Here is a 22,203-nt window from a genome sequence, read left to right on the forward strand (position 1 = left end):
AGCGCCGGGACGAATTCGCCCCCCTACGGCCCGAGGTCCGGACCAGCCTCGATCTGCGGAGCGACGTCCGGAGCGTCGACCTCGGGCAGGTCAGCGGTCTGAGCGTCCGCCAAGTCGAGACCACGTAGCTCGAGCTCGGCGGCGAACGAGCCGTGCCGTCCGAGCGCTTCGTCGACTTCGGCCTGGAGCTCTGCGCCCCGTCCTCGCCATTCCGTAGTGATTGCCTGCTGTCGCTCGAGCGCCTCGCCTAGAGCGGCCCGCGCTGCCCGCTTCCTCCGTGGCGTCGACTCGAGCTCTGCCGCGAGTTCGCCCTGACGCGCCTCAGCCTCGGCCAAGAGCCGCGCGATCCTGTCGCGCTCCTCGCTCGCCCGTCGCAGATCTCGCTCCGCAGCTCGCAGATCGCCGAACGTCCCGACCGGCCGTTCGCTCTCGTCGATCTCCTGACCCTTGGTCGAGTCGAGCGCGAGCTGCTTGCGTCGCGAGGGCTTGAGCGCGGCGTTGAGGTCCTCGATGAGCGGATCGGGCTCGGGCTCGACACCGGGGAGCGTCGGCTCGGGACGACCCAGCGAGACCGTGTAGTAGCGCGCCTCGATGCGGTGGCGACTGAGCGCGGTGTAGCCCCACTCGCGATAGAGGTCGTCCGAGCCGAGGACGAACGACTTGTCGACGGTCGCTCCCTGCGCCGCGTGCGCGGTGAGCGCATAACCGTGGTCGAGGTGGCCGGCGTCGAGGTACCCCGCATCGAGCTTCACGGTGTCGCCGCCGGCCACTTCCACCAAGATGGCGCGGCGGTCCGGGTCTACGTCCACCACGACCCCGCGCGCGCCGTTGACGATGTCGAGCCGGCGGTCGTTGCGCTTGGCGAGGACGCGATCCCCGACGGCGAAGTCGCGTTCGTGCGCGGTCACCTCGGCGTCCCCGAGTCGCCCGTCGGCCATCATGAGCTGCCGCGCGCGGTGGTTGAGATCGGCGACGTCGGTGCGGCGGTGGGCGATCATCACCGTGTCCAGCTGAGGGTCGCGGGCGGCGATCCACCAGTCGGAGACGAGCGAGCGCCGCGTGGACTCGGCGGTGGGGCTGGAGACGATCCGTCCGCGGTCCCGGTAGGCCTCGGCCCACTGCTCGATCCGCCCGCTGCGAAGGTGCGCCAGTGCCTCCCGGTCCCATTCACTCTGCTGGCGCATGACGGTCCGAAGCTGCAGCGCTCCGATCCGCTTCGCGATGCCGCTCAGTCCGCCGCCGGCATCAATCTCCGGAAGCTGATGGTCGTCGCCGACGAGGACGAGCTTCGCGTCGGCGCGCTCGGCGGCGGATGCGAGAGCCGCGAGCTGGCGGGAGCCGACCATGCCGGCTTCGTCGACGACCAGGACGCCGCCCTTCGGCACGCCGTGTCCCTGCGCGATCTGCCGCTGGAGGCGAGCGACGGTGTCGCTGCGGATGCCCGACTGCGACTCCAGTTCGACGGCCGCTCGGGCAGAGAGTGCGCAGCCGACGACCGGTACGCCGCTCTCGGCCCACGCCTCGCGGGCCGCGTCGAGCGCGAACGTCTTGCCGGTACCGGCCGCGGCACGAACAACCTGGACCCCGTCGCCGGAGCGGGTGAGCCCGCGGATGACCACCGCCTGCTCCTGGGTCAGTGTCGGTCGGCCGTCGATCGCCTCTTCGACGGCTTCCGGTCGCGCGCGCGCCACGTCTGCCGAACGCCTGCGGTGGCTGCCGTCGATGAGCTCGCGCTCGATGGCGAGCATCTCGCGCGTGGAGTACCGGCTACCGCCGGCCGGGGTGGCGGCCTGCGCGGGCAGGGGCACCGCTGCGTCGGACGCGAGCCAGACGTCGGTAAGTCGCTCGAGCTGTTCGACCGACGCTCCTGCGCGGTGCTCGGTGGCCCAGTCGCGCAGGACGTCGCGCCTGTCGAAGGTGCTCGCGTTCTTCGTCACGCCGTGCGGACTGGCGAGCCGCTCGGCGGCTTCGAGGACGGGACGGGGCGAGTCGTCCTGAGGTCGAGCACGACCAAGCACCGCGTCGATCTCATCGCAGCCAAAGCCGAGCTCGGCGGCGCGCGCTCGCCAGACCTGATGCAGCCGGTCGGGTGCCACGGAGTAGTCCTTTCGCTTTCGCGTCTCGAGGATGGCGAGCTCACGCGCGCGCCGTCCGCGGCTTCCGACTTCGTTCAGGTGCTGCTCGACCTCGTGAGCCCGCTGCGAGAAATGCCGGAGGACGCCCGGGTCCACACCGCGGATCTCCGCCATGCCGTTCTCGACGGCGAGCCATTCCACGCCGAGGTCCCGGGTGAGCTGTTCGCGCAGCGCTGCTTGGTAGAGGTAGCCGGCGGTCTTCGCGTGGGCGTAGAGCATCCGGCCATCGAGGGTCGACCAGGTGCCCTCCGCCTTCCCCGCGTTGGCGACGACCGTGTGGGTATGGAGCTGCGGATCTCCCGCACGTGACGAGCGGTGACGGAACGCTGCAGCAACGACCCCGGACGCGGGGAGCACGCGCTTCCCGCCGGCTCCGCGACGGACCTGGCAGGCCTCGCGCTCGAGGTAGCCGAGTGCCTGGCGGACGGCTTCGTCATGCGCCTCGCGGGCGAGCCGGGACGTCCGCTCGTCGCCCACGCCGTAGAGAAGAGAGACGGACTTCGGCGCACTGAAGGTGAGGTCGTACCCGTCGACGGTGACCTTCGCCGTCGCTGGCCGCAAGGAGGTCTTCTGGTCCGGCGTCGTGCCTCGGATGATCGCCGTGAACTTGTCAGGCTCGACCGTGCCGCTGAGCCCGAGCTCGTCCGCGCCGGTCCCGATCCAGGACCCAGGTGCTTCGCCGCTGCCGGTGTAGTAGTCGTCCCGGCCTTGGGCGACGGATTCGATGTAGTACTGCTCCTTGCCAGCGGCGAGTTTTCCGATCGACAGCACACATACTTAGTCGCGCGAGAGGCTGTCGACTCCCCCCTGGATCGAGCTCGCACTCGAAGGAGTGCAACTGTATGCCGGTCCAGTTGCTCCTTGGGGCGGAGGCTGGACAGGGTCGTCGTCAGGCGAGGTCGTGACCGTGCTGGCGAAGGGTGGAGCGGGCTTTGACGAGCTGCTTGTTGACGGCGGTCAGGGAGAAGCCGGTGGCCCTGGCGATCTCGGTGTAGCTGTGACCGGCGATGAGCAGGGCGAGGCATTGACGGCGGCGCTGCGGAAGGCTCGCGACGGAGTTGAGGAGGTCGCGGAAGGCCACCTGCTCCTCGATGTCCGCTGCGACACCGGGGTGCCCCGTGTCCGCACGCGACGTGCCGGTGATGCCGGTCGCGCGATCCTCGGCGACGAGCCGCCACGCTTCCCGCGTGGCGACCTGCACGAGCCACGGGAACACCGTCTCGCGGTCGGGCCCATACCGCAGCAGCTGCATCCACGCGAAGCTGCAGGCGTCCTCAACCAGCGCTTGGTCGCCGCCGCGGACGCGTGTGCGGACGACACGCTGAAGGCGGTCGGCGTGCTCGCGGTACAGGGCGGTCTCATCGCCGCGCAGGGCACTCATGACGCGCCTCCCGGGTGGAGCGCCTCGTAGAAGGCGATGAGGTCGCGCATCTGGGAGATGGCCTGGTGGCCGTGTTCGCCTGCGGCGGTGAGGAGGTCGAGGACCTCGGGGGTGGTGCGGTGTGCGCGGCGGGTGACGTAGTCGCCGAGGAGCTGGGCGAGGGCGCGGTCGGTCTCGTCGGCGGCGAGCCGTTCGGCGGGGTCGGGGTAGTCGAGCGGGCTCATGCTGCGTCTCGCTCTCCGCGGACCCAGCCGGGGGCGTCGGGGTAGATGCGGCGCAGGTCCATGGGGACGAGGCCGCTGAGCTCGGTCTGGGCGAGGTAGTCCATGACGACCGCACGGAGCTCCTCGACGTCCGGGATGTCGGCCTCCACGAGGTAGGCCTGACCCTCGCCCGCGGCGGCGGGGAGGTCGTTGAGGCGGTAGCCGCGCGATCCGCGGAGCGCCTGCAGGATGCGGTCCTCGCCGGCGGCGGTGGTGTAGGCGGCGACTTGGACGGAGGTGAGCGGGCTCATGCGTTGCGCTCCTTCCAGGCGGCGGTGCTGCCGTGGCCTTCGAGCTCGTGGTCGCGCACGCGCGCCGCGTCCCCGCGGGACTGCATGTCCCTCTGGACGTTGCGGATCTCCCGGGTGCGGTCCGACCTGGAGTCGGGGGTTCGGGCCTTGAGCGCGGCGATCTGCCGCGAGGCGTCGGCCTTGCTGTTGGGCGGCGTGAAGCTCACGCCGCGATCGAGTGCGAGCTGGCGCAGGTAGCGCAGCTGCTTGCTGGTCGGAGGCGGCCCGCTCTTTGAGCTGTCGGCCTTGTGGTGTTCGGACATGGCCGTGCGCCCGCGACCGAGCCGGTGCGTGTCAAGCCCGGTCCGTCAGGACTCGCCGAAGGCGACCCGCGGGCTTGACTCGTGCCGGTGAAGGGCGCAAGCCTTGAGGCCGGGTTCGAACACCACCCGGTCGACAGCGGACCACTCAACTCCCCGTCGACCTCCAAGCCCCGACCAGGACCTCCCAACCTCTCCTGCCTCTCCCGGTTCTGAAGACCATGAAGGGGGGTCAGTCAGGGAGCGCGGTCACCACGTACGCCGGCATCTATGTGCGCGCAGTCCAGGGTGAGCGCACCCACATCACATGCTGCGTGCGTAGCAACCGTGGCGGGCGGAGCGAGCTGGTGCTCGCCTCCGGATCGCGGGTGCTCCTGGACTGGGAGACCACGGCCGACAAAGGGCACGTCGCGGCCGTCGTACTGCGGCACTGGCTCGGCCGCCCGCCGAACCGCACCGAGCTCCACGTCTTCCTGGACGAGATCGCCGCAGCGTGGGGTGCCGGCCAGCCGTGGGAGCTGACCGGCACCCAGCTGGCTGCCGCCGGCTTCGCGAGCTAGGCGCCCGGGATCGGGACGAGCGGACTGCCGGGCGGGTCGCCGACGCAGTCCTCGATGCGCTTGGCGATCTGGTCGACCCACGCCGCGCAGCGCTCCACGACCTCCATCGGCGTCCGCTCGCTCCAGGAGGTGAGGAAGGGGATGGAATAGTCGCTGGTATCCAGTCCGATCGAGCCGCACACCGTGTAGGCGACCGACTCCACGACGAGCTCTTCCTGGGAGTAGGTCAGCTCGACCTCGCCCTTCTCGATCGACCAGCGCATCAGCGCGTGCCCAAGCTCGTGCACCATCGTCTTGACCTGATGGTTCACCGAGTTCGCCTCGTTCAGGGAGATGACGCGCAGCTCGGGCATGAAGCACCCGCCGGTCCCGTCGGGCATCCGCTCGATCACCACGCCGCAGCCCAGCTCGCCGGCCAGTGCACACAGGCGCGGGAACGCCCAACCCAGCGAGTCGCCCTCGGGCTCGATGATCGGCGGGTCCAACGGGACCGGCTCGGCCGGCGGCGGCAGCGGCACGACCTGCGAGCGGTCGAACACCGGTCCGAGCCGGAACCGCACGCGCGGCTTCTCATTGGCCGGGGCCCCGGCCTCCATCCACTCCTTCAGCTGCGCCTTGGACGGCGGCATCGGGACCCACACCCGGATCGCCCGCTCGCCCTTAGCCACGCAGTAGCCCAGCCGTAGCCACGCCCGGAACCCCGCGACCCTCGACGCCTCCGGCATCTGCAACGCGATCAGCAACTGGTTCGAGAGCGAGTACCGGTGGAAGTGCCGGCGCAACCCCAGCCACCGCTGCCACCCCTCGCTCGACCGCAGCGCCTCGACCGCCTCCTGCGCCCGCTGACGGTCCGTCTCCCGGCGCGCCTGGCGCTCCTCCTCCGTCTCCTTCGACGGTCGCTGCTTGGTACTCGTCGACATCCGACGCCTCCGATGCATCTCGGTGGCCCCGCCCGGTGCGGGACCGATCCCCAACGACCAGGCACGGCAGGGATGCCGTGCCACGATCGAAAGGGGTCGGTGTTGCAACGGAGCCGGGGGCGCGCGCCGCCTGGGCCGGAGCGTCCCGCCCACGCCGTTACTGAATTCGCCCAGCCTTGACGTCTTCGAGCCACGCGGCTGCGAACTGCTTGATCGCCGAGACGTCGTGGCGCTGGCAGCTCATCTTCCGTCTGGCGGTCGTGGCCACGAGTGCTTGGCGTTGCTTGGGGTCCGGTGCGGCGGCGATCGCGCGGTCCGATCCGTCGATCCACGTCTGCAGGGCCCGGACCTGCGCCGGGGTGGCGGTCGCGCTGTAGCGGACGATCACCCAGCCGTCGCCGCGGACGTGTGCGAGGTCCTCCTCCGGGACCTGCTCCGCGGGTCCGAAGAACTTCTTGGCCGGGTGTTGACCTGCGAGGCCCCCGACGGGCGTCTCGTCGACGGTCGTACACACGCCCGCGGTTGCGGAGCTGACGTTCCGGTCGGGTGTCGCGTTGGGCTGGTCGTCCTCGCCCTGCACGGCGAGGACCACGGCGGCCAGGAGGCCGGCCACGCCGATGACGGCGAACATGCTGCGCCGGACCTCGGTCCAGCGCGCGATGCGCTTGGCCAGGAGGAAGACGATCGCGAACATGATCAGGACGGCGACGAGCTGGCCGATCTCGACGCCGACGTTGAAGGCGATGGTCTTGCCCAGGAGTCCGTCGTCGGGGATGCCGAGGTCCTGCAGTCGTGTGGAGAGGCCGAGGCCGTGGATCAGGCCGAAGCCGAGGGTGGTGGCGGCGGGCCAGACGGCGCGGTCGTCGAGTCGTTCGCGTTGCAGGCCGAGGGCGGCGACGAACACCACGCTGAGCGCGATGGCCACGTCGACGAGCGTGGGGGAGACGCGCCATTCGGCGAGGGTCGCGACGATCAGGGTGAAGCTGTGTCCGGCGACGAAGAACGAGATGAGCTTGGCGGCACGCATGGGGGCGCGTGCGAGCAGCACGATTCCCAGGACGAACAGCAGGTGGTCCCAGCCGAGCAGCATGTGCTCGATGCCGAGCGGGACGTATTCCAGGGTGGTCTTGTCGGTGGCGTCGCCCGAGATTCCGTGGGCCGCCGCGGTGGCGGGCAGCAGGAGCAGGGCGAGGCCGGCGGCGGCGCAGAGGCGGCCGCGTGCAGGCAGGGTCATGGATCCTCCGAGAGGTCTGGTCGAGAACGGTGTCAGCGCGGGCCTTCCGGCTGGAAGGCGACGTCGTGCTTCAGACCGTTCGGGGAGGACCGCGGCCCGCGCGGTGGCGCAGGGGAGCGGCCCGCGGGACCACAACGTCCCGGAAGGCGAACCGCAGCGCGGGAGCCGCGGGGACGAGCCGGATCTCGAGCGCGATCGCGCCGGCGTCCCGGGCTTTCCTGACGGCGGCGTCGGCGATCCTAACCGTGAAGGCGAGGGCGGCTCCGATCGCGATCGCGGTGGGCATCGCCATCCAGCCGCCGGAGCCGAAGACGGCTGCGAAGCGCTCGGGGTGATGGTGGGCGAGCGCACCCTCCAGCAGCTCCTGCCCCGCGTAGAGTCCGAAGACCCCGGCGCTCAGTAGCGGCCACAGCCGGGCCACGCGCAGGACGGAGGCCGGCGTCGTCGAGGCCGCCGCCGCAGCACGGAGCACGCCGGTGGCGAGCACCAGCGCAGCGACCATGCCCACGAGCGGGGACACCAGGGCGAGGTATCCGTGGCCCCCGCCGTGGGAGGCCTCCAGCGCCTGTCCGGACGGCAGTGCGTAGCGGACCTCGTGCAGGGCCAGCGATCCGAGGACGAGCAGGGCGTAGAGCCGGATGAGGCCGATGCGGTCAACCACGGGCGTCAAAGGGAACCACACCACGCACCTCGCTGCGCGGGAGAAGAGTAGCGACGTCGCTCGGGGCCGACCTGGACGTGGCGCCTACCTCTTCCCGCCCGAGGGGGTTGCGCGGTCGAGCTGCTCAGCGGCCCAAGAGGTCCCGCGCGATGATGATCCGCCGCACCTCGTTGGTCCCGGCGCCGATCTGCAGCAGCTTGCCGGCCCGGTAGAGCCGATTGACCTCCATCTCCCAGATGTAGCCCGACCCGCCGTGGATCTGCACGGCGCGGTCGACGCAGCGCATCAGCACGAGCCCGGCCTGCAGCACGACCGCGGCGGCGCGCTTGCTGACGTGCTGGCGGTTGGCACCGTGCTCGAGGTCATTGACCTCGGCGCCCACCTGGTAGCAGAAGGCCCGCAGCGACTCGGTCTCCGCGTAGATGTCGGCGACCATGCCCTGCACGAACTGGAAGGTCCCGATCGCCTGCCCGAACTGCTCGCGCGACTTCGCGTAGTCGACGCTGAGCTCCAGGGCCCGCTCGCACATCCCGATCATCATGAACGCCAGGCCGATGCGCTCGAGGTCCAGGCCGCTCATCACGACCCGCACGCCCTTGTCGACCTCGCCGACGACGTTCTCGACCGGCACGCGGCAGCCGTCCAGGACGATCTCCGCGGTCTGGCTGCCGCGGAAGCCCATCTTGATCATCTTCTGCGCGACCTCGAAGCCCGGCGTGTCGGTCTCGACGGCGAAGGCCGTGATGCCGTGCGCGCCGTTCTCCGGGGTCGTCTTCGCGTAGACGAGGACGACGTCGGCGATCGGGCCGTTGGTGATGTAGAGCTTCGTGCCGTTCAGGACGTAGTGGTCGCCGTCGCGCCTGGCGGTCGTCCGCATGCTGCCCAGGGCGTCGGAGCCCGCGCCCGGCTCGGTCAGCCCGAGGGCGCCCACGATCGTCCCGTCGCTCATGCCGGGGATGAACCGCTCGACGAGGTCCGGGGACCCGTTGGCGAGGATGTTGTTGAGGCAGAGGTTCTCGTGGGCGAGGACCGCCAGGCCGACAGCGGGGTTCCACTTGGACAGCGCTTGCGCGACCAGCGCCGAGGAGAAGAAGTCCAGGCCGGCACCGCCCAGCTCCGTGGGGACGGTGCAGCCCAGATAGCCGGCTTCGCCGAGGGCCGGGAACGCGTCGTCGGGCCACCACTCCTCGGTGTCCATCCGCTCCTGCACCGGCCAGAAGCGGTCCCTGGCGAAGCGCTCGACCTGCTCGAGGATGAGCCGGTGGTCGTGCCCGAGAGCGAACCAGGGCGAGGAGGTTCCGGTCGACTCGAGCGTCATGGGCGGAGCCTACGAGGAGGCCGCGGGCAGACCGCGCCCTGCCGGGGGGACGAGGGCGCTGGTCGCTGCTGAAGCGCTCCACCGATGGTGTGGGCCAACACGGGTCGGGTTCCTCTCAGTCGGTGATGGGCGCGACGAGCGGTGAACGCAGCCCTGGCTCGTCTTCGGCAGCGAGGCCGCTGTCGAGCGCCTGGGCTGCGAAATCCGCGACGAGTCGGCGTGCGATCGGGACGATGCGCAGCAGCTTTCGGACGGGCCCGCTGTAGTCGACGTGGCCTGCGGCGATGGCCATCGCCAGGTGCATGTCCCCGGTCCAGAAGCGCAGGACGTCCTGCGTGTCGATGAACAGCTCGACGTCGGCCTGCCCGACTGCGCCGTGGGCGATCTCGACGGGCGAGCGATCGAACAGCAGGGTGAGCGCCAGTTCCTGGGGGGCGTCACGCAGGTGCACGTGCGCGACAATGTCCGCGAAACTCAGCCGGCTGCTGATCTCCGAGTGCAGCGTGGCCTTCGTCATCACGTCGACGAACGCGTCGTAGACGGCCTGTGCCCGCTCGGCACTCGGCGGCGTCGCGGCCCGCTCCACGCCGAGACCGGCCCGGTCGGCTCGCCGATTTGGCGTGCTCATCAGGCGACCTGGCCGATCAGCTGACCGTGCGATGCTGCGGGCCGGTCGGTGCTGCCGGCACGTACGAAGTCGGCGCAGCGTTCGCCGATCATGATCGTGGGTGCGTGCGTGTTGCCGCGGGTGATGGTCGGCATCGCCGAGGCGTCCGCGATGCGGAGGCCCTCGACGCCGTGGACGCGCAGCCGGGCGTCGCAGGCCCCGTCCTGGGGGGAGCCGATCCGGGCGGTGCAGGCCGGGTGGTAGGTGTGCTCGACGGTGCCCCGGATGTACTCGCCGACCGCCTCGGAAGTCCGGACCCACGGGCCCGGGTTGATCTCCATCCCGCACATCTCGCGGAGTGCGGGCTGCGCGGCGACCTCGCGGGCTCGCTCGATCCCGGTGGCGATGGCGGTGACCTCGGCCGGGTCGCTGAGCATGCGCAACTTGACGCGCGCCTTGTCGGTCGGGTCGCTGGAGCGGATCATGACCGAGCCGCGACTGGTCGGGGCGATGTAGGACAGGCCGATCGAGAACGCCGGCCGGGGGTGCTGGCGCTTGCCGTGCTCCCAGAAGAACAGCGGTGCGATGACGAACTCCATGTCCGGCGCCGGGAGCGACCGGTCGGTGCGGAAGAACGCGAGTGCCTCGCCGACGTTGCTGGCCAGCTTGCCCTTGCGGGTGGCGACCCAGCGTGCGAGGTGCTTGGGGTGGGAGATGTCGGCGAGCCCGAGGTCGGCGCCCTTGAGCTCCCAGTTGACGAACTGGAACGGGTGCTCCATCAGGTTGCGACCGACCGCCGGCAGATCGATCTCGACGGGTACGCCGACGCTGCGCAGGTGGTCGGCAGGACCGATGCCCGAGCGCTGCAGGATCTCCGGGGTGCCGAACGCGCCGGCGCTCAGGACGATGTCGCCGGCCGCGCGGAAGATCTCGCGGTCCTTGCCGAAGGAGACCTCCACGCCGTCGGCTCGGCCGTCGCGCAGGAGCACGCGGTGCACGAGGGCTCCGGTGCGCACGGTGAGGTTGGGGCGCCTGCGGGCAGGCTGCAGGAAGGCCGTGGCGGTGTCGTGGCGGACGCCCTTGTGCTGGTTGACCTGCGTGAAGGTCACGCCCTCCTGACGTTCGCCGTTGATGTCGTCACGGCGCTCGAAGCCGGCCTCGACGCAGGCCTCGACCACGCGGCGGGTGACCGGGTCCGGCGTCACCGTGCAGACGCTCATCGGGCCGTCGGTGCCGTGGTAGGGGCCGGCGAGGTCGGCGTTGCGCTCGGAGCGGCGGAAGAACGGGAGCACCTCTTCGGCCGACCAGCCGTCGGCTCCCTGCTGGACCCACGAGTCGTAGTCGTAGGCGTTGCCGCGGACGTACATCATCGCGTTCATCGAGGAGCAGCCGCCCAGGAGCTTGCCGCGTGGCTCGTGCAGGCTGCGGCCGAACAGGTTCTCCTCGGGCTCGGTCCAGTACTCCCAGTCGAGCTTGGTGCCGAACTGGCTGGAGAACGCCGCAGGGGCCTTCACCGACAGTCGGCGGTTGTGGCCGCCGGCTTCGAGCAGGAGGACCTTGCGGTCGGGATCCTCGCTCAGTCGCGCGGCGACGACGCAGCCTGCCGCGCCGCCGCCGATGACGATGTTGTCGTAGGTCTGGGTCATGAGATGCTCCTCGTGGGTGCTGGTGGCGCGGTCGGGACTCAGGCGGTGCCGAGTCGCACCGGCAGCGTGGTGAGCTGGTTCACGAAGATCGCGGTGGCGTACCGCGGCCGCCCGGCGAACTCGAGGTCGGGGTAGCGGCCGAGGAACTCCTCGAACATGACCTTCAGCTCCAGCCGGGCCAGAGCGGTCCCGAGGCAGAAGTGACGGCCGCCGGCCCCGAACGCCTGGTGCTCGGGGTTGCGCTCGACGCGGAACGCCTCGGGCTCGTCGTAGACGGCTTCGTCGTAGCCGGTCGCCGGGTACCACATCATGACCTTGTCGCCCTTCTTGATCGGGCAGCCGCCGAGCTCGGTGTCCTCGGTCGCCGTCCGGCGGAAGTGCGCGAACGCCGGGAACATCCGCAGGCACTCCTCGACCATGCTCGGGATCAGCGCGGGATCGGCGATGACCTTCGCGCGCTCGTCGGGGTTCTCGATGAGCGCCTTGACGCCGCTGCAGAAGGTGGCCTTCGTGCTGTCGTTGCCCGCGGTCACGAGCAGGATGAAGCCCATGACGATCTCCCAGTCGCTGAGCTTGTCGCCGTCGACCTCCGCGTTGACCAGGATGCTCATGAGATCGTCGGTCGGGTTCTCGCGTCGCTCGTCGATGAGCACCTGGCAGCGCTCGACGATCATCGGGATGACCGTCTCGATGACGTCCTGCGGTCCCTCGGGATTCATCTCGGCGTCGTCGCCGCCGACCAGTCGGTTCATCAGCTCCGCCCACATCGCGTCGTCCTCCGGGGCGATGCCCATGAAGCTGCCGATGACGCGTGAGACGACCGGCTGTGCGTAGTCGGTGACGACGTCGATCTCCTCGCGGCCGTCGAGCCTGTCCAGGGCCTGGCGGGCGATCGCGCGGATCGCGTCCTCGTGCTCGGCGATCCGCTTGGGCGTGAACCCGCGCTGGAAGAGCGACTTGAGCCGGCCGTGCTTGGGCGGGTCCATGCCGATGAACATCCCGTTCTGCACCTCGAGCTGCACCCACGGCATGCCGACCATGCCACCGAGCTCGGAGGAGTACAGCTGCCAGTTGCGGCTGACCTCGTGGACGAGCTCCTGGTTGGTCACCGACCAGAACCCGGGCTCGTCGGGGAAGCTCGTCATGCCCGAGCTCCAGTGCACGGGACACGCGCTGCGCAGCTGCTTGAACAGCTCCAGCGGCGCGCCCTCGCGCCAGTGCTCCGGATCGGCGACTCGGACGTTCTTCAGATCAGGCGACGACGTAGACATGCGGGACGGCTCTCCTCGACTCGCGACTCCAGGGACGACAGCGAGCCTAACCAGATGTTTTACAGGCTGTCAAGAGCAGCGTCAGAATGGGTGAAAAGTCCATGGTCGACGTCGTGTATCGTCTCCGGAGATGAGCGTGCTCTCCAAGCGTCCAGCGAGCGGTCAGACCGCGGCGGTCAACCGGGACTCGATTCTCGAGGCGACCGTGCAGCTGCTGGGGCGGGGGGTCTCCTACGCCGAGGTCAGCGTCGCCGCGATCGCGGCGGAGGCCTCGATCTCGAGGCCGACCTTCTACGCGTACTTCGTGGACAAGCGCGATCTGATCCTCGCTCTGGGTGCCCGCTTCGAACGACGGACGCACGTCGCCGCGGACGCCTGGCTCGAGCTGCGGGACGACGATCTGCACTCGACGCTCCGCGGTGTTCTGGAGGCGTTCCGCGGTGACCACGCGACGCTCAGGGCGATCGTCGAGGCGTCCACCTACGACCCCGAGGTCGCCGTCTTCTGGCGGGAGTTCCACGCCCGGTTCATCGAGGCCGTGGTCGAGCGCGCCAGCGAGCTCACTCCGGATCGTCCGGCCGGCGCCATCCGTGCGGACGCCTTCGCGCTGGTCTGGATGACCCAGCGTTCGCTGGCCGAGCATCTCGACGCGCCGCAGGTCGAGGACGAGGACCTCCTCGCCGCCCTCGTGCGCCTGTGGCGCTCCGTGCTGCCGGAGATCACCGCCGGCGCGTGACGATCGAGGTCAGCGGGCGATCCAGCGCTCCAGCTCCTCGACGAGCCGGTGCTCGGCCGCCACGACACCGGCGAGGACCTCCGTGCCCGTCTCGTGATCACCTGACCGCGCGGCTGCCGCCAGCGATCGCCAGCCTTCAGCGAGCCCGTCCGCCGTGCGAGCCGTATCGGCCAGGGCGGCGTCGTCGAGGAGTGTCGCGGAGTCCGACAGGAACTCGGCGTACAGCGAGCGGAACAGTGCGCCCCCGGTTCCGGCCTTGACGATGAAGATCGACAGCGCGGACAGGATGGTGGGAAGGTCCTCGCCGAAGGTCTGCGGCCACCGCGCGTAGTCCTCGGCGAACCGGTTCACGCCCTCGAGTCCTGCCGGGGCCTCCATGCCTCCGAGCCGGGCCCCGCCGTCGCGCATGTTCGCGATGCTCCCGCGGATCGAGCGCGTGATCGCCGCGGCGGGATCGGCGAGGCGGTCCGGCCAGTCATAGACGAAGGTGCGGTGCAGATTGGGACCGGGGAAACCACTGGAGGAGCGTGCGCGGGCGAGAGACTCCAGCGAGCACGGCTGCAGGCCGTCACGGTCGTTGTCGGCCACGAGCGCGACACCCGCCTCCTCGTCGACCTCCACGACGACGATCGCGTGTCGGGTGTTGGACATCCGAACCCGCAGGTACTCGAGCTCGGCGATGTCCGTCCACACGATCGAGGGCCGGCCGCGCTCGAGCTCCTCGCGGACCCAGCGCAGCCCGGTCGCCGCACCGTCCGTGTCTCTGATCGAGAGCGGAACGTCGAGGTTCAGGGCAAAGCTCTCCTCGAGCGCCTCGGTCCTGCCCACGACGTAGATCGGCGGCGTCACCTGCGGGACCGGCGCGTACATGAAGCCCAGACCGCTCCCTAGCCCGAAGCACATCCCCTCCGACAGGGGGCCACGGCCGTAGTCGAGCCCATGGAAGGCGAGGACGTCGCGAAGGCTTCCCGACGCACAGTGGCCGGCCCGGACGTGCGTGAACCGGTGTGCGACCGTGGACGCTGTGCCGGTCATGCGGGCCTCCGGACTCGCGCGGGGGGTGTGACGGGGGGGGGGGGGCGGGGCGGCGCACGGGATCTCCTTGCTGGCTCGGGGTGTCCTGAACGGGCCGACACATAGCCTGACACACTGTAAGAGAAGATGTCCAGGCCGTGTCAGACGGCCCCCGGTCGAGACGGCGTAGGGCGCCCCGGTCCGGCGTTCGTCAGCTGGCCACGTGCACGACCCAGGCCTGGAACTCGGCGATCGAGCGTTCGAGGTCTGGGGTGGTGCCGCGGGCCAGCCATTCCAGTGCCAGGCCCTGGATGCCGGCGAGCACCAGGGTCTGGAGGGTCGCGGACGGGATGCGCAGGGCGCCGCCGCGTGCCTGGTGCTCGGTGATGAGCTGGGCGAAGAGTCCGCGCAGGCGACCCGTTGCGGCGTCGGCGACGGGTTGGAGCTCGGGGTTGGTGATGGCTTCGGTCTGCAGACCGAACCAGGCGATCATGAGTCCGCGGTCCTGGGTGAGCGCGTCCCAAAGGGCGTGGAAGCCGATGTCGACCACGGCGGGGGCGTTGTCGAGGCCGGCGACCGCTTCCTGGACCTGGTCCACGAAGCGGGCGACGATCGCCGGGATGACGTGGGCGAAGAGCTGGTCGCGGCTGCCGTAGTAGTAGAGGACCGACCGCTTCGGGATCCCGGCCTCGTCGGCGATCCGCTGGATCGAGGCGCCGGCGTAGCCGTCTGTCGCCAGGCATCGCAGGGTGGCCTCGATGATGAGGCGCGCGCGGGCGTCGCCCTTGGCGGTGAGGTGTGTCGGTGTGCTCACAGCTGGCGGGCTGTCGCCGGGGCCGGGGGGGTGCAGATCGTGGGCTGTGACGGGCCCTCAAGGGCCAATCGCGGGAGACGCCTGTCGAGCCATGCGGGCAGCCAGAAGCACCACCGGCCGGCCAGTCGCATCGTCGCGGGCAGCAGGACGAGTCTGACGAGGGTGGCGTCGATGACGACGGCGGTGACGAGCCCGGCTCCGGGCTGGCGGACGGTCTGCAGCTTGGTCGCCATGAACGCGAGGAACACGCCTCCCATGATGGCGGCTGCGCCGGTGATGACGCGCCCGGTGGCGTCGATCGACTGGGTGATGGCGAGGTCGAGGCGTCCGGTGTGGTCGAAGCTCTCGCGCATGCGGGCGAGGATGAAGACCTGGTAGTCGAGCGAGAGCGCGAAGACGATCGCGAACATCCCGAACAGGGCGAGGATGTCGGCGAAGCCGGCGCCGCCGAGCAGCGGGTCCTCGCCGGTGCTCACGAGTGCCAGGACGCCGAGCGACGCGGTCACGGTGATCAGGTTGAGCACGATGCTGATCAGGGGGACGACCAGGGCCCGCAGCACGACGATCAGCGCCAGCAGCGCGACGACGCTCAGTGCGGCGATCAACACGGGGAGGCGGGCCGACAGCACGCGACGGTAGTCGGCCAGTTGCGCAGCCACACCGCCCACGGACACCTGGCCAGCCTCGGCAGGTGCTTCGCGCGCCCGGGCGCGAAGGGTCCGGAGCAGCGCGTCCGTCTCGGGGTCGTTCGCGGCGCGCTTCGGGATGACCGTCAGCGCCAGGACGCCGTCGCGGCCGCGTTCGGGGCCGAGCACCGCTTGGACCGCAGGGTCGCTCCGGAGCTCCTGGCGCAGCTGGTCGACGGCTGGAGGGGACGGCGGGCGACCCTGTGGCCCTGGTGCGGCGAGGATCCGCGCGGGGGCGATCCATCCCGGTCCGATCGCCCGGGCGGTCGTCTCGGTGTCGAGCCGTGCCCGGGTGTCGGAGGGGAGCGTCCGGACGTCCGGAGGGCCGGTGTCCAGGCCCAGGGCGGCGGGGGCGAGGGCCAGGAGGACCACGAGGGCTGCCGCCGTTGCCGGGATCGGGCGTCGCTGGACGGCGTCGGCGTAGCGCGCCCACCCGCCGCCGCTGCGGCTCGGTCCGCCGATGCGCAGCCGGTCGATGTTGGTCCCGAGCAGGACGAGCATCGCGGGGACGGCCAGCAGTGCTCCGTACATGCCCATGATCCCGGCGGCGGAGACGCCGACCGCGGCCGAGAGCAGGAAGCTCCCGGGGGACAGGAGCATCGCGGTGATCATCGTCAGCAGCAGCGTCGCTCCTGCGAAGACGACGGTGCGACCCGAGGACTGTCCGGAGCTCAGGGCGGCGTCGGTCACCGACAGGCCGTCGGCGAGGAACTCCCGGAAGCGCGAGACCATCAGCAGGGCGTAGTCGACCCCGAGCGCGAGACCGAGCATCGAGGTCAGCGGGGTGGCCACGTCGGTGATGTCCCGCGACCGGGCGACGAGGTCGACCAGGCCGTAGGCGGAGGCGACGGTCGCCAGGCCCAGCAGGGCGGGGATCCCGGCCGCGACGGGGGAGCGGAAGACGAGCAGCAGGACGATCAGCAGGATGGGGATCGCGATGAGCTCGGCATCGTGCGCGGCGGCGACGGACTCCTCGGAGACCGCGCCGCCGATCGCGGAGAACCCGGTCACCGACGCGACCACGGGAGGGGTCACGGTACGGTCGACGACGCGGCGGACCCTCTCGGCCGCCTCCCCGTCGAAGCTCTGCACCGACGGGACGCGGGCCACGACCAGCTGCGACCGCCGTGCGCCGTCGCCGGACCGGGGCAGATGCCGGCCGGGAACCGCGGATGCGCGGACCACCGGAAGTGCGTCCAGAGCGGCCGTGAGCGCGAGGCGCTGCTTCGCCACCTGCGCCGGAGGCCCGGTGAGGAGCACCGGGACCTCGCTGCGCGCGCCGAAGGCACGTCGGTCGACCTCCCCGGCCCGGGCACTGCTCGATCCGGGAACCTCGATCGACGTCGACGCGAGATGTCCAGGCAGCTGGGAACCGAGCGCGGCCAGGGAGACCGTCACCAGCGCCCAGACGGCAAGGGCACGCCACGGTCGCCGGACCGACCAGGCGGTGACGCGAATCATCACGTCCGGTCTTGCTCGCGCGACATGCTCATCAAACGCACCGTACCGACCGGTGAGAAATTCCGCACCGTACGGATACCTTTCGCTAGGCTCGACACCATGTCAACTCAGGAACGCCGACTTGAGGATCTTCGCGTCGCCGACAACGAGCTGTGGGAGAGCGGACCGCCCCACGAGGTCTTCCGCGCCCTGCGCGACCGCTGCCCCGTGCACTGGAGCAGCGGCATCAGCCAGACGCCCCAGGACAGCGGCTTCTGGTCGGTGACCAAGGCCGAGCACATCCACGCGGTCAGCCGCGACTGGCAGACCTACTCCTCGGCGGAGAACTTCCTCCTCACCGACCACGGGGTCCCGCAGGACCTCGTCCGCGGGATGTTCATCGGCATGGACCCACCGATGCACGACCGCATCAAGGCGCTGTTCCAGCGGGCCTTCACCCCCAAGGCGATCGCCCAGCACGAGCCCGCCATCCGACAGATCACCGCCACGGTGATCGAAGGCTTGGACGGCCGCGAGGAGTGCGACCTCGTCCTGGACCTGGCCCAGCCGGTCGTGGCCCGCGTCATCGGCAGCTTCATGGGACTGGATCCCGAGGACGACAAGCCGTGGGCGGACGCGATCAACACGCTGCTGGGATTCGGCGACCCGGACATCAACCCGGGCGGGATCGAGCAGCTGGTGGCCGAGCACCTCCCCCCGATGTACGAGAAGTGCATGGCCCTCATCGCGGACCGGAGGGCGACCCCCACCGACGACATGGTCAGCACGCTCGTGTTCGCCGAGATCGACGGCGACACCCTCACCGACCTGGAGATCTTCGCGGGCTTCGTCCTGCTCATGGCCGCCGGCAACGACTCCACCAAGGCGACCTACTCGAGCACGATGCGGGCGCTCATGGAGCACCCCGACCAGCGCGAGATGCTGCTCGCCGACCTCTCGCTCGTACCCTCGGCCGTCGAGGAGGCGCTGCGCATGTTCCCGGCATTCGCCCACTTCCGGCGCACGGCGACCAAGGACACCGAGCTCGGCGGCTGCCCGATCAAGAAGGGCGACAAGATCGCGATGTGGTACCCGTCCTCCAACCGCGACGAGGACGTCTACGAGAACCCCGACACGTTCGACGTCACACGCAACCCCGAGCACCAGGCCTTCGGGGCTGGTGGCCGGCACTTCTGCCTCGGGACCGCGCTCGCGCGCCTCGAGCTGCGGATCCTCGTCGAGGAAACGGTCAAGCGCTGGCCGAGGATGACGATCGCCGGCGAGCCGACCTGGGTGGTCTCCCAGTTCTCCAGCCAGCTCAAGCACCTTCCGGTACGGCTGAACGGATGAGCATGCACAGCGCTCCCGCCCGCACCCACGACCCCATGTGCATGGGCTGCGGCCACGCCAACCCGGGCAACCTCGGGGTCCGGGTCTGGTTCGAGGGCCAACGCGTCCACGGCGAGGTCCTCCTGGACGAGCGCCACAGCGGCGCGCCCGGCTACGCCCACGGCGGTGCCATCGCCGCGATCATGGACGACCTCCTCGGCCAGGTCCTCATCCCCCTCGACCGACCCGGAGTGACCGCCACCATCACCGTCGACTTCCGCGGCCCGGCGCTGCTGGGCCGCACGCTCTCGCTGGAAAGCTGGTGCGAGAAGATCGACGGCCGCAAGCTCCACATGCGCGGCGAGATCCGCGACGGGGACACCCTCGTCGCCGAAGCACGCGCACTGTTCATCCACGTCGACGTCTCGCACTGGGAGGCCTCCGGGCAGCCGCTCCCCGAGAGCTGGCAGGGCTGGGGCGGGGAGGCTCAGAATGCCTGAGAGGCCCCGCTTCGACACGGCACCGTCGCTGCTGATCACCGGAGGGGGCGGACTCCGCGACATCGCAGAGTCCGCCCGACTCGCCGAGGACGCCGGCTTCGCCGGAGCGTGGACCACCGAGTTCTACGACCGCTCCGCCACGGTCTCCCTCGCGGCCATGGCCGCCGCAACCCGCCACATCACGCTCGGCAGCGCCATCGCCTACGGCTTCGGACGAACGCCGCTGGTCTGGGCCGCAGAAGCCCGAGACCTCGACGAGCTCACCGACCAGCGCCTGATCCTCGGGCTGGGCACCGGAACCCGCCGCATGCAGCAGGACTGGCACGGGCTCGACGGCGAGCACCCCGCCCCACGTATGGAGGAGCTCGTGCCGCTGCTGCGACGCCTCCTGCGCCTGCACGAAGGACCGATCACCCACGACGGACGGTTCTACCGACTGCACGTCAACCCCACCCTGCCCGTCGCACCGCCCCCGCGGACCGACCTTCCGATCTACCTCGCCGGCGTCAACCCCCGCATGATCCGCGCCGCCGGACGGGTCGGCGACGGACTCGTCGGCCACCCGCTCTTCACCGCCGAGTACGTCCGCGACATCGCCCGCCCCGCACTCGCGGCCGGCGCCGAGCACGCCGGGCGAGACGCCGAGATCCCCATCGCCGGGTACCTCACCTGCAGCGTCAACGAGGACCGGGACGCCGCACGGCAGGCCGCCCGCGCCACCGTCGCGTTCAACTCCACCGTCAAGACCTACCGCGTCGTGCACCGCCACCACGGCTGGGAGGACCACGCCGAGCGGATCCGCCAGAAGTGGATCGGCGGCGACTTCGCCGCCGCCGTCCAAGCCGTACCCGACGAGATGGTCGACGCCATCACCCTCGCCGGCACCCCCGACGAGGTCCGCACGCGCTACGCAGAACGCTGGCAGGGCGTCTACGAGCACACCCTGCTCTGGCCACCCGCCTTCTCCGGCATGGCCGGCGTCCGCGCCGTCATCGAGACGTTCGCGCACAAGCCGAAGCCCTGAGCGGTCGGCGCCAGTAGGTCGGGCGTCAGCAGCGGCGCCCTCGGCGGCGGCCGAGCAGCACCACGATGCCCGTTAGCAGGACGGCGGCGGCGACGATCGCGATCGGCCCGCCGGAGGAGGCGAGGGCTCCCGCGGCGACGCCGCCGAGGAGCGGGAGCGCTGCGCAGCAGATGGCCATGAGGAGGGCTGCGCCGCCGAGGGCCTTGTCGGTCCAGGGCATGCGACGGGTGGTGGTGGAGGTCATGCGCGGATGGTGGATGCTCGACCCGGGTCGAGGTCAAGCGTGCGGTACCGTCGCGGTTCTTGAAGTCAGCTCGAAGAACCGGGACCGGAGGGGACGTCGACGTGCAGGAGTCGTGGAGGATCGGCGAGCTCGCCGCGCAGGCCGGCGTGAAGCCGTCGCTCATCCGCTACTACGAGGGGGTCGGACTGCTTCCGGAGCCCGAGCGGCTCAGCGGCCAGCGTCGCTACGACCGCTCGACGCTGCGGCGGCTGGCGGTGATCGACGTCGCGCAGCGCGCCGGTCTACGATTGGACGAGATCAAGCTCCTCGTCGGCCACGGCAGCGCCCCGATGTCCGAACAGCTGCGGGACCTGGCGACCCGCAAGCTTCCGGAGATCGACGCGCTGATCGAGCGCGCGACCCGCGTCCGCGCGTGGCTGCAGACCGCGGGCACCTGCGACTGCAGCACCATCGACGAGTGCGCGCTCTTCGACGACGCGCCCCGGCAGGTCCACGCCTCGCCGTTCCGGCTGCCCGTCAAACGCGTCGGGCCCTCGGCATGATCGCTCGATCCCTGCTGCTGTTCGCACTCGCCGCGGTCGCCGAGATCGGCGGCGCCTACCTGATGTGGCAGGCGATCAAGGAAGGGCGCGGGGTGCTGTTCGCCGTCGCCGGCGCGGTCGCGTTGATCGGCTACGGCGCGGTCGCCGCGCTGCAGCCCGACGACGACTTCGGCCGCGTCCTCGCCGCGTACGGCGGGGTCTTTATCGTCGGCTCCCTGGCGTGGGGGATGGCGTTCGACGGGTTCCGGCCCGATCGCTACGACCTGACCGGCGCCGGGATATGTCTCGTCGGGGTCCTGCTGATCATGTACGCGCCGCGCTCCGCCTGACGCTCGGTCCTCAGCCGATGACGACCGGGGTGCCGACGCGCACGCGACGGTAGAGCCTGACCACGTCGCGCACGCGCATGCGCACGCATCCGTGCGACGCCCGGCTCCCGATGGAGCCGTCATCCGAAGTCCCGTGGATTCCGATCCCGCCGGCCAGGCCCATCCAACGCGCCTTCAACGGGTTGCCGGGGGCCCCGCCTGGGACCACCGAGCCTCCGAGCTCGCCAGCCCACGGGGCGTTGGGGACGTACCAGTTGGGGTTGACCTGCTTGGAGCGGATGCGGAAGCGGCGGCTGGGGGTGGGGTAAGCCGGCTGCCCGTGGGCGATCCGGTAGCTGGTGACCCGCCGCAGCCCGACGAACAGCCGCAAGGTGAAGGTTCGCTTGTCGACGGTCAGGATCGACGGATACCGGTCCCGAAGTTCCGCATCGGTGGTCCGCGGAGCGACGCGCCGAACCGCGACCACGAGCTGGCGGCTCGCGGGGTTCGCCGCGGCGCCCGCGAGCGACTTCGCGAGGGCCTCCTGGTCGATCGCGATCCCGGCTCGGGCCCGCTGCCAGCGCACCTCGCGACTGGTGATCCGAATGAGGCGGGCGACGCGCGCCGGGCGGGCGCCGGAGCGCGCAAGCTCAGCCGCCTGGCGCGCGAGGCCCGAAGCGTCCGTCGTCACCGCGACCCCGACGTCGACGGGCATGGTCGGTGCGCCCGCGTCGGCGGCGCGCGTCGCGGTCGCCTGGGCGTCGAAGACCATCCCGAGGTCGCGCGGCAGGACCTCGAACCGGCGCCCGCCCAGCCGGACGACGAGTGGGGCCGAGAGCCCGGGTCTGAGTCGTTGCTCGAGCCTGGTCGTGGCTGCCTCGACGGTGAGACCCGAGAGATCGACGCCGCCGGCGCCCACGCCGGGGGAGATGACACGTCCGTCGGCAAGGGCTGCGGCAGGCAGCGCGACGAGCAACGCGAGGCTGAGGAGGATGACGCGGAGCACGTGCTGAACCGTAG

General features: G+C 70.8%; 24 protein-coding genes. 7 read left to right on the plus strand and 17 right to left on the minus strand.

The genetic code is table 11. The annotated features are described in order from the left end of the window. Positions 1 to 23 precede the first annotated feature (23 nt). The 5 genes from mobF to C7Y72_RS11765 form a co-directional block, all read right to left on the minus strand. Positions 24 to 2,906, minus strand: a complete 2,883-nt coding sequence (gene mobF / locus C7Y72_RS11745) for a MobF family relaxase (protein ID WP_107568906.1) — start codon at positions 2,904 to 2,906, stop codon at positions 24 to 26. 118 nt (positions 2,907 to 3,024) lie between these two features. Then, positions 3,025 to 3,516 (minus strand): RNA polymerase sigma factor, encoded by a 492-nt coding sequence (locus C7Y72_RS11750; RefSeq protein ID WP_107568907.1) that lies wholly within the window; start codon positions 3,514 to 3,516, stop codon positions 3,025 to 3,027. Further along, positions 3,513 to 3,740, minus strand: coding sequence for a hypothetical protein (locus C7Y72_RS11755; RefSeq protein ID WP_107568908.1), 228 nt, complete (start codon positions 3,738 to 3,740; stop codon positions 3,513 to 3,515). The genes C7Y72_RS11750 and C7Y72_RS11755 overlap by 4 nt, the downstream gene beginning before the upstream one ends. Next, entirely contained in the window at positions 3,737 to 4,030 is a 294-nt protein-coding gene (locus tag C7Y72_RS11760; RefSeq protein WP_107568909.1) for a hypothetical protein, read from the minus strand. The genes C7Y72_RS11755 and C7Y72_RS11760 overlap by 4 nt, the downstream gene beginning before the upstream one ends. Further along, a complete protein-coding gene (locus C7Y72_RS11765; protein WP_107568910.1) occupies positions 4,027 to 4,332 on the minus strand; it encodes a hypothetical protein in 306 nt (101 codons plus the stop codon). Before C7Y72_RS11765 ends, C7Y72_RS11760 begins: the two co-directional genes overlap by 4 nt. 311 nt (positions 4,333 to 4,643) lie before the next feature. On the opposite strand from C7Y72_RS11765, the gene C7Y72_RS11770 reads away from it, so the two are divergent. Then, positions 4,644 to 4,889: a hypothetical protein gene (locus C7Y72_RS11770; protein WP_146175348.1), complete on the plus strand. Its 246-nt coding sequence runs from the start codon at positions 4,644 to 4,646 to the stop codon at positions 4,887 to 4,889. On the opposite strand, the gene C7Y72_RS11775 is transcribed toward C7Y72_RS11770, so the two are convergent. The 7 genes from C7Y72_RS11775 to C7Y72_RS11805 form a co-directional block, all read right to left on the minus strand. After that, positions 4,886 to 5,809, minus strand: coding sequence for an ArdC-like ssDNA-binding domain-containing protein (locus C7Y72_RS11775; protein ID WP_107568912.1), 924 nt, complete (start codon positions 5,807 to 5,809; stop codon positions 4,886 to 4,888). The genes C7Y72_RS11770 and C7Y72_RS11775 overlap by 4 nt on opposite strands. 157 nt (positions 5,810 to 5,966) lie before the next feature. After that, positions 5,967 to 7,043 carry a HupE/UreJ family protein gene (locus C7Y72_RS11780; protein WP_107568913.1) on the minus strand — a complete coding sequence of 359 codons (1,077 nt, stop codon included), beginning with the start codon at positions 7,041 to 7,043 and terminating at the stop codon, positions 5,967 to 5,969. A 70-nt stretch (positions 7,044 to 7,113) separates the two neighbouring features. Next, positions 7,114 to 7,704 (minus strand): hypothetical protein, encoded by a 591-nt coding sequence (locus tag C7Y72_RS11785; RefSeq protein ID WP_146175349.1) that lies wholly within the window; start codon positions 7,702 to 7,704, stop codon positions 7,114 to 7,116. 124 nt (positions 7,705 to 7,828) lie between these two features. After that, on the minus strand, positions 7,829 to 9,022 hold the full coding sequence (locus C7Y72_RS11790) for an acyl-CoA dehydrogenase family protein (protein WP_107568915.1): 1,194 nt from the start codon (positions 9,020 to 9,022) through the stop codon (positions 7,829 to 7,831). A gap of 115 nt (positions 9,023 to 9,137) precedes the next feature. Further along, the gene (locus C7Y72_RS11795; protein ID WP_107568916.1) at positions 9,138 to 9,650 is read right to left on the minus strand and encodes an SCP2 sterol-binding domain-containing protein; all 513 of its coding nucleotides are present in this window, start codon (positions 9,648 to 9,650) and stop codon (positions 9,138 to 9,140) included. Then, positions 9,650 to 11,275, minus strand: a complete 1,626-nt coding sequence (locus C7Y72_RS11800; protein WP_107568917.1) for a GMC family oxidoreductase — start codon at positions 11,273 to 11,275, stop codon at positions 9,650 to 9,652. Before C7Y72_RS11800 ends, C7Y72_RS11795 begins: the two co-directional genes overlap by 1 nt. 38 nt (positions 11,276 to 11,313) lie before the next feature. After that, positions 11,314 to 12,546, minus strand: coding sequence for a cytochrome P450 (locus C7Y72_RS11805; RefSeq protein ID WP_107568918.1), 1,233 nt, complete (start codon positions 12,544 to 12,546; stop codon positions 11,314 to 11,316). Positions 12,547 to 12,676: 130 nt separating this feature from the next. Between C7Y72_RS11805 and C7Y72_RS11810 the strand changes: the two genes are divergently transcribed. Beyond that, entirely contained in the window at positions 12,677 to 13,282 is a 606-nt protein-coding gene (locus C7Y72_RS11810) for a TetR/AcrR family transcriptional regulator (RefSeq protein WP_107568919.1), read from the plus strand. 9 nt (positions 13,283 to 13,291) lie between these two features. On the opposite strand, the gene C7Y72_RS11815 is transcribed toward C7Y72_RS11810, so the two are convergent. The 3 genes from C7Y72_RS11815 to C7Y72_RS11825 form a co-directional block, all read right to left on the minus strand. Then, on the minus strand, positions 13,292 to 14,317 hold the full coding sequence (locus tag C7Y72_RS11815; RefSeq protein ID WP_107568920.1) for a BtrH N-terminal domain-containing protein: 1,026 nt from the start codon (positions 14,315 to 14,317) through the stop codon (positions 13,292 to 13,294). A 190-nt stretch (positions 14,318 to 14,507) separates the two neighbouring features. Continuing rightward, a complete protein-coding gene (locus tag C7Y72_RS11820) occupies positions 14,508 to 15,110 on the minus strand; it encodes a TetR/AcrR family transcriptional regulator (RefSeq protein WP_107568921.1) in 603 nt (200 codons plus the stop codon). Continuing rightward, a complete protein-coding gene (locus tag C7Y72_RS11825; RefSeq protein WP_107568922.1) occupies positions 15,107 to 17,257 on the minus strand; it encodes an MMPL family transporter in 2,151 nt (716 codons plus the stop codon). Before C7Y72_RS11825 ends, C7Y72_RS11820 begins: the two co-directional genes overlap by 4 nt. A 99-nt stretch (positions 17,258 to 17,356) precedes the next feature. Here C7Y72_RS11825 and C7Y72_RS11830 point away from each other — a divergent pair, with 99 nt between their 5' ends. Genes C7Y72_RS11830 through C7Y72_RS11840 form a run of 3 tightly spaced genes read left to right on the plus strand, consistent with a single transcriptional unit; the run spans position 17,357 to position 20,089 of the window. Then, complete coding sequence (locus C7Y72_RS11830; protein WP_107568923.1) at positions 17,357 to 18,586, plus strand: cytochrome P450; 1,230 nt, start codon at positions 17,357 to 17,359, stop codon at positions 18,584 to 18,586. Then, positions 18,583 to 19,065 carry a PaaI family thioesterase gene (locus C7Y72_RS11835; protein ID WP_233243814.1) on the plus strand — a complete coding sequence of 161 codons (483 nt, stop codon included), beginning with the start codon at positions 18,583 to 18,585 and terminating at the stop codon, positions 19,063 to 19,065. Before C7Y72_RS11830 ends, C7Y72_RS11835 begins: the two co-directional genes overlap by 4 nt. Next, a complete protein-coding gene (locus C7Y72_RS11840) occupies positions 19,058 to 20,089 on the plus strand; it encodes an LLM class flavin-dependent oxidoreductase (RefSeq protein ID WP_107568924.1) in 1,032 nt (343 codons plus the stop codon). The genes C7Y72_RS11835 and C7Y72_RS11840 overlap by 8 nt, the downstream gene beginning before the upstream one ends. 25 nt (positions 20,090 to 20,114) lie before the next feature. Here C7Y72_RS11840 and C7Y72_RS11845 read toward each other — a convergent pair whose 3' ends face one another. Continuing rightward, complete coding sequence (locus C7Y72_RS11845) at positions 20,115 to 20,333, minus strand: hypothetical protein (protein ID WP_107568925.1); 219 nt, start codon at positions 20,331 to 20,333, stop codon at positions 20,115 to 20,117. A gap of 59 nt (positions 20,334 to 20,392) precedes the next feature. Here C7Y72_RS11845 and C7Y72_RS11850 point away from each other — a divergent pair, with 59 nt between their 5' ends. Beyond that, complete coding sequence (locus C7Y72_RS11850) at positions 20,393 to 20,875, plus strand: MerR family transcriptional regulator (RefSeq protein ID WP_158276812.1); 483 nt, start codon at positions 20,393 to 20,395, stop codon at positions 20,873 to 20,875. Then, positions 20,872 to 21,204 carry a YnfA family protein gene (locus tag C7Y72_RS11855; protein ID WP_107568927.1) on the plus strand — a complete coding sequence of 111 codons (333 nt, stop codon included), beginning with the start codon at positions 20,872 to 20,874 and terminating at the stop codon, positions 21,202 to 21,204. Before C7Y72_RS11850 ends, C7Y72_RS11855 begins: the two co-directional genes overlap by 4 nt. 10 nt (positions 21,205 to 21,214) lie before the next feature. Here the strand turns inward: C7Y72_RS11855 and C7Y72_RS11860 are convergent, their stop codons facing one another. Next, positions 21,215 to 22,189 carry a L,D-transpeptidase gene (locus tag C7Y72_RS11860; RefSeq protein ID WP_107568928.1) on the minus strand — a complete coding sequence of 325 codons (975 nt, stop codon included), beginning with the start codon at positions 22,187 to 22,189 and terminating at the stop codon, positions 21,215 to 21,217. Positions 22,190 to 22,203: the final 14 nt, after the last annotated feature.

The sequence above is a fragment of the Paraconexibacter algicola genome (assembly GCF_003044185.1).
Classification (GTDB): Bacteria; Actinomycetota; Thermoleophilia; order Solirubrobacterales; family Solirubrobacteraceae; genus Paraconexibacter; species Paraconexibacter algicola.

Excerpts from the sequence above, each read along its gene's own strand:
- C7Y72_RS11780 (WP_107568913.1), bottom strand. The coding sequence starts at position 7,043 with ATGACCCTGCCTGCACGCGGCCGCCTCTGCGCCGCCGCCGGCCTCGCC.
- C7Y72_RS11825 (WP_107568922.1), bottom strand. The coding sequence starts at position 17,257 with ATGATTCGCGTCACCGCCTGGTCGGTCCGGCGACCGTGGCGTGCCCTT.
- C7Y72_RS11790 (WP_107568915.1), bottom strand. The coding sequence starts at position 9,022 with ATGACGCTCGAGTCGACCGGAACCTCCTCGCCCTGGTTCGCTCTCGGG.
- C7Y72_RS11800 (WP_107568917.1), bottom strand. The coding sequence starts at position 11,275 with ATGACCCAGACCTACGACAACATCGTCATCGGCGGCGGCGCGGCAGGC.
- C7Y72_RS11835 (WP_233243814.1), top strand. The coding sequence starts at position 18,583 with ATGAGCATGCACAGCGCTCCCGCCCGCACCCACGACCCCATGTGCATG.
- C7Y72_RS11755 (WP_107568908.1), bottom strand. The coding sequence starts at position 3,740 with ATGAGCCCGCTCGACTACCCCGACCCCGCCGAACGGCTCGCCGCCGAC.
- C7Y72_RS11760 (WP_107568909.1), bottom strand. The coding sequence starts at position 4,030 with ATGAGCCCGCTCACCTCCGTCCAAGTCGCCGCCTACACCACCGCCGCC.
- C7Y72_RS11795 (WP_107568916.1), bottom strand. The coding sequence starts at position 9,650 with ATGAGCACGCCAAATCGGCGAGCCGACCGGGCCGGTCTCGGCGTGGAG.
- C7Y72_RS11775 (WP_107568912.1), bottom strand. The coding sequence starts at position 5,809 with ATGTCGACGAGTACCAAGCAGCGACCGTCGAAGGAGACGGAGGAGGAG.
- C7Y72_RS11840 (WP_107568924.1), top strand. The coding sequence starts at position 19,058 with ATGCCTGAGAGGCCCCGCTTCGACACGGCACCGTCGCTGCTGATCACC.
- C7Y72_RS11810 (WP_107568919.1), top strand. The coding sequence starts at position 12,677 with ATGAGCGTGCTCTCCAAGCGTCCAGCGAGCGGTCAGACCGCGGCGGTC.
- C7Y72_RS11750 (WP_107568907.1), bottom strand. The coding sequence starts at position 3,516 with ATGAGTGCCCTGCGCGGCGATGAGACCGCCCTGTACCGCGAGCACGCC.
- C7Y72_RS11765 (WP_107568910.1), bottom strand. The coding sequence starts at position 4,332 with ATGTCCGAACACCACAAGGCCGACAGCTCAAAGAGCGGGCCGCCTCCG.
- C7Y72_RS11805 (WP_107568918.1), bottom strand. The coding sequence starts at position 12,546 with ATGTCTACGTCGTCGCCTGATCTGAAGAACGTCCGAGTCGCCGATCCG.
- C7Y72_RS11815 (WP_107568920.1), bottom strand. The coding sequence starts at position 14,317 with ATGACCGGCACAGCGTCCACGGTCGCACACCGGTTCACGCACGTCCGG.
- C7Y72_RS11845 (WP_107568925.1), bottom strand. The coding sequence starts at position 20,333 with ATGACCTCCACCACCACCCGTCGCATGCCCTGGACCGACAAGGCCCTC.
- C7Y72_RS11830 (WP_107568923.1), top strand. The coding sequence starts at position 17,357 with ATGTCAACTCAGGAACGCCGACTTGAGGATCTTCGCGTCGCCGACAAC.
- C7Y72_RS11855 (WP_107568927.1), top strand. The coding sequence starts at position 20,872 with ATGATCGCTCGATCCCTGCTGCTGTTCGCACTCGCCGCGGTCGCCGAG.